We start from the raw sequence: 3,897 nt of genomic DNA, 5'->3' as shown, positions 1-3,897 counted from the left end.
TGAAAATGATGTCGTTTGAGCGCAGCTGGAATTGCGCGGCCAGGGTCAGCTGTGCGGCGTTGCGGATATCAAGGTGCCAGGCGGTGACGGCGCCGAACTCGCGGGCGTCGGTTGCGGCGCGCAGCACATAAACCTCCGATGCGTCGCCGGTTTCCTTGGCGATGCCACCGCCGGTGTCGAACAGCGCATCGGCCAGGGTGGCCGCGTGGTTGAACGGCAGGGCATAGCGGCCCTGGGTGCGGACCTCGCCGGACAGGTAGACATAATCGCGATCGACCGCATCCAGTTCGATGGACTGAACAAAGTTGTTGCGGCGCTCATCCAGATCGGCACGGCGCAGATTGACGGCCACGTTCAGCTCTTGCAGGGCGGTCTGGCGGCCTTCCAGCACGGTCTCGCGCAGGGCGATCTGCTGGGCAAAGTAGCGCTCGGCCCGGTCCAGGTCATAGTCGGTATCGACAAAGACCGAGTCATCGGCGATCAGGTTGAGGTTCTGCAAGGCGGTGCGCGCATACAGATCTTCCAGCGGGATCTGATACATCTGCCCGTCGCGGTAGATGCGCACCGAGGAATTGTCGATATCGCTGACCGAGACCGACCCGGCGGCCGACAGCGCCTCGCCCAGGGTCAGCTGGGTCAGGGTGATGGGTTGGATGCCGGGCTGGCCGACGGCACCGCCGACCGAGACGCGGCGGGAATTGAACTCGGCAATTTCCAGGCTGAAGGTGGGGTCGATCTGGTTCTCCACCAGACGCTGGAACAGCAGCGCCTCGGCCTCGTCCACGGTCAGGCCAACCAGCCGCACGCGGCCGACATCGGGGATGTTGATCGAGCCGTCATCCTGCACGGTATAGCCGTTGCGGCTGTTCTGCGCGGCCAGCAGGCCCGACAGCTCTCCGGCGGTGCCTTGGGTGGATGGCGTGGACAGCACCAGCACGTCGCCGATGCCAATGGTGTAGGGGCCGGGGTTCACTTGCGGTGGCGGGTCCAGCTGCAGCCCGGCGCGTGATCCGTCCTGGGTCGAGGGCGCCTCGGGCAGGGGGCCGGTGCCGCGCAAGCTGGTGGAGGAGCCCGATCCGGTTGACAGACCAAACACCGAAGGCAGGGTTTTGGGCGCATAAGGCGAGCGGTTGGCCACCAGCACGGTCTCGGGCGTGACCGGCACGACACGGACCTTGCCGGCATCCGACACGCCTGCGGTCACCGCGGGGCTGCGGTAGATGGTTGAACATCCGGCGATCAGGCCGCTCAGGGCCAGCGCACTGAGAAGAAGGGGGAAATGGCGCACGCGCTGTCCTTTGCTGTTCAAAATCTCAACTCTCATCGGGCACCACCTTTATGACCATGTTGCCCAGGAAATCGCCGGTCCATTGCGAGGACTGGACGATGCGGCCGGTGCTGTCCTGCACCCAGTAAATGTTGCTGAAGGTCTCGGCCACCCCATAGCACTCCTCTTGCCGCTTTTGCGCGGCAACGGGCGTGCCCTGCAACACCACCGGGTCAGACCCCAACGGGGTGATCCGGCAGCGATAGGCGTGCAGCTCGATCTCGTCATTGCCGTTGAGAAAGCTGTGGAACCGCTCGGCCCGGCCCGAACCGCCGCTCAGGATCAGCGCCGCGCTTTGGCTGACATCCGATCCGGCCAGACCGCCGCCGAACCCCTTGGCCGAGGTCAGCAGCCCCTGATCCAGCGTGATGGTGGCGCCATCCGCACTCAGCCAGGTCTGAACCCCGGCGCGCTCGGTCTCCAGCAGCATGACCCCGGCCAGATCGCGGGCGGGAAAGCCGACTTCAAGCCGCGGCGGGATCGGGCGGCGCGCGGCCAGCGCCTGCGCGCGCGGATGGAACCGGGGCGCATTGGGAAACAGCGCCCCCTTCAGCAGATCGACATCTTCCTGCGCGTCGCCGCAGGAGATCAGCATCAGGGCCAGCAGGGCCAACAGGGCAGGGCGGCGCAGGGCTGTCATCGCCAGAACCTCCCCCAGCCGCGCGACAGGTTCTGCGCGCGGGCCTCGCGGGTGACGCCATAGAGCCGGTTGCGCACATGCAGTCGCGCGCCGCCATCGCGCAGAACGGGGCGGATGGTCTGAGCGATCTTGTTGCGCGACGGACGCCCGGTCAGCCATGAGACCGGGATTTCCAGCCGGATACCCTTGTCGAACGAGCCTTCGCCGAACTCTTCCGAGCTGACATTGGTCAGGGTAAAGAAGGCCCCCACCTTGAAGCCGTTGTTGAACTCGCGATCCAGCGTGAAGGTGGCGCCATAATCGCCCGCCAGGTAACGCCCGACATCGACCTGCGCGTGATACTCGCCCGGCAGATCGTAATAGGCCGAGACATGCCCGGTGGCGACGGAATAATCCTGAAAGCCGAACAGCACGTCGAAATCGCGTTGCACCGCATAATTGGCCTCGGCCCCCAACGCCAGACGGCTGTTGGTGGGATACCACAGCAGTTCCGCCGACAGCCCGCCGAACATGGTCTCGAGATAGCCCAGCGTGGTGCGGGCATAAAGGTTCGTGCCCGGCCGCCACAGATACTCGCCGGTCATATGTTCGATCCGCAGGTTGGATTCGCGGGCATAGATCGCCCAGTCTGAGCGCACATGCGGCAGCGGCGAATCCGAGACCCGGGTGCTGTCATCCAGCGTGCTGAGGATCGGCAACCGCAGCCCGGTTGACAGGGTGAAGCCCGGCGAAAGCGTGTAATCCAGCCCCAGCGCGGCGCCCACCTCGTATCGCAGCGGGTCGTCGGGGTCGAAGAAGGAAAAGTTCAGATACGGCCCAAACCGATAGGAAAAATGCGGGTAAGCATCCGTAAGAATGCCGCCCTGTACCAGCGGCAGCGTGTCCGACACCTCGGCCCGGGCAAAGCTGCGCCAGGCATTGTCGGGGTCGTGTTCCAGCTCATACAGGTCGTCGCGATTGACCCGCACCGCGCTCAGCGGCACGCCGTTCGACATCAGAGCGATGTCGAAATGCTCGGTCTGGGCGGGTTCCTCATTGGTCAGCACGCGGGCGGTGCGCCCCAACGCCTGGGCGGCCTGACCATAGGTGGTGTTCTCGACCCCGACCTGAACCGTATCGCCGGTCTCCGACAGATAGACCAGCCGCAACCCTTCCTGCGCCAGCGCGGCCTGCATCCGGGACCGGATGTCGCCGGTCGCGCGGTCCGCTGTTGCGGCAGCGGTCTGGGATCTGGGCTGCAACGGCGGTGGCGCGGCACCTTGTCCGCCCGGCGCCACCGATTTGCGCGGGTCGACGAAATAGCTCAGCGTCAGCCCCAGTGTGGAGCCATATAGATAAGATGTGGTCAGCTGCGTGCCATTGTCGAACCGGTACTGGACCCCGACATTGATCGGGGATCTGACCCGGAAACTGTCGTTGACCGCTTCCTGGCTGTACAGATCGGGGGAATACTCGGCCAGAAAGGTCAGCCGGTCATTATATTGCCAGCTGGCGCCCCCAAACAGCGCCGCATCGCCACGGAACCAGTTGCCGAATTCCAGCTCACCGCCCTGACCGTTCGAATTTGGCGGCGGCCGGGTGTCGAACCGGCTGCCAAACACACCCAGCGGGTTCGAAAACGCGCCCCGCCCCGCCATGCGGCCCCAGCCGATGCCACCGGTCAGCTTGAGCCGGTCCTGAATGGTCTTGGTGGCCACAAAATACTCGGCCGCATAGACGCCGGTACCGCCAAAATCGCGCAACCCCATCACGATGGCCGGGCTGTGCCGACTTTCCTCGCGCAACCGGAAATGGATGTCAAAGCTGCGGTCATACCGGGTGGTGTCTGGCCCATCCAGCCTGTCGATCACCGCATAGCGGAAGCTGCCATGCACCCAGGGCAGCATCTGGAACGTCATCGTCCCCCGCCCGCTATTGCGCAACCCCGCAG

Annotated in this window: 3 protein-coding genes; all 3 read right to left on the bottom strand. The window is 65.0% G+C overall.

The window, feature by feature from the left end; translation table 11 throughout:
- On the bottom strand, window positions 1-1,324 hold a 1,324-nt coding region (locus ACR0JB_RS21745), incomplete at its 3' end, for a polysaccharide biosynthesis/export family protein (RefSeq protein WP_480790297.1).
- Window positions 1,314-1,967, bottom strand: a complete 654-nt coding sequence (locus ACR0JB_RS21740; protein WP_170399309.1) for a YjbF family lipoprotein — start codon at window positions 1,965-1,967, stop codon at window positions 1,314-1,316. The genes ACR0JB_RS21745 and ACR0JB_RS21740, both read right to left, overlap by 11 nt.
- The coding region (locus ACR0JB_RS21735; protein ID WP_480790296.1) for a YjbH domain-containing protein at window positions 1,964-3,897 on the bottom strand (1,934 nt) is incomplete at its 5' end. The genes ACR0JB_RS21735 and ACR0JB_RS21740, both read right to left, overlap by 4 nt.

This window comes from Ruegeria sp. BI7, assembly GCF_056537925.1.
This window is presented reverse-complemented; position numbering and strand designations above follow the sequence as displayed.

What these genes read in the sequence shown, in the direction of transcription:
- ACR0JB_RS21740 (WP_170399309.1), bottom strand. Translation starts at nt 1,967, where the DNA reads ATGACAGCCCTGCGCCGCCCTGCCCTGTTGGCCCTGCTGGCCCTGATG.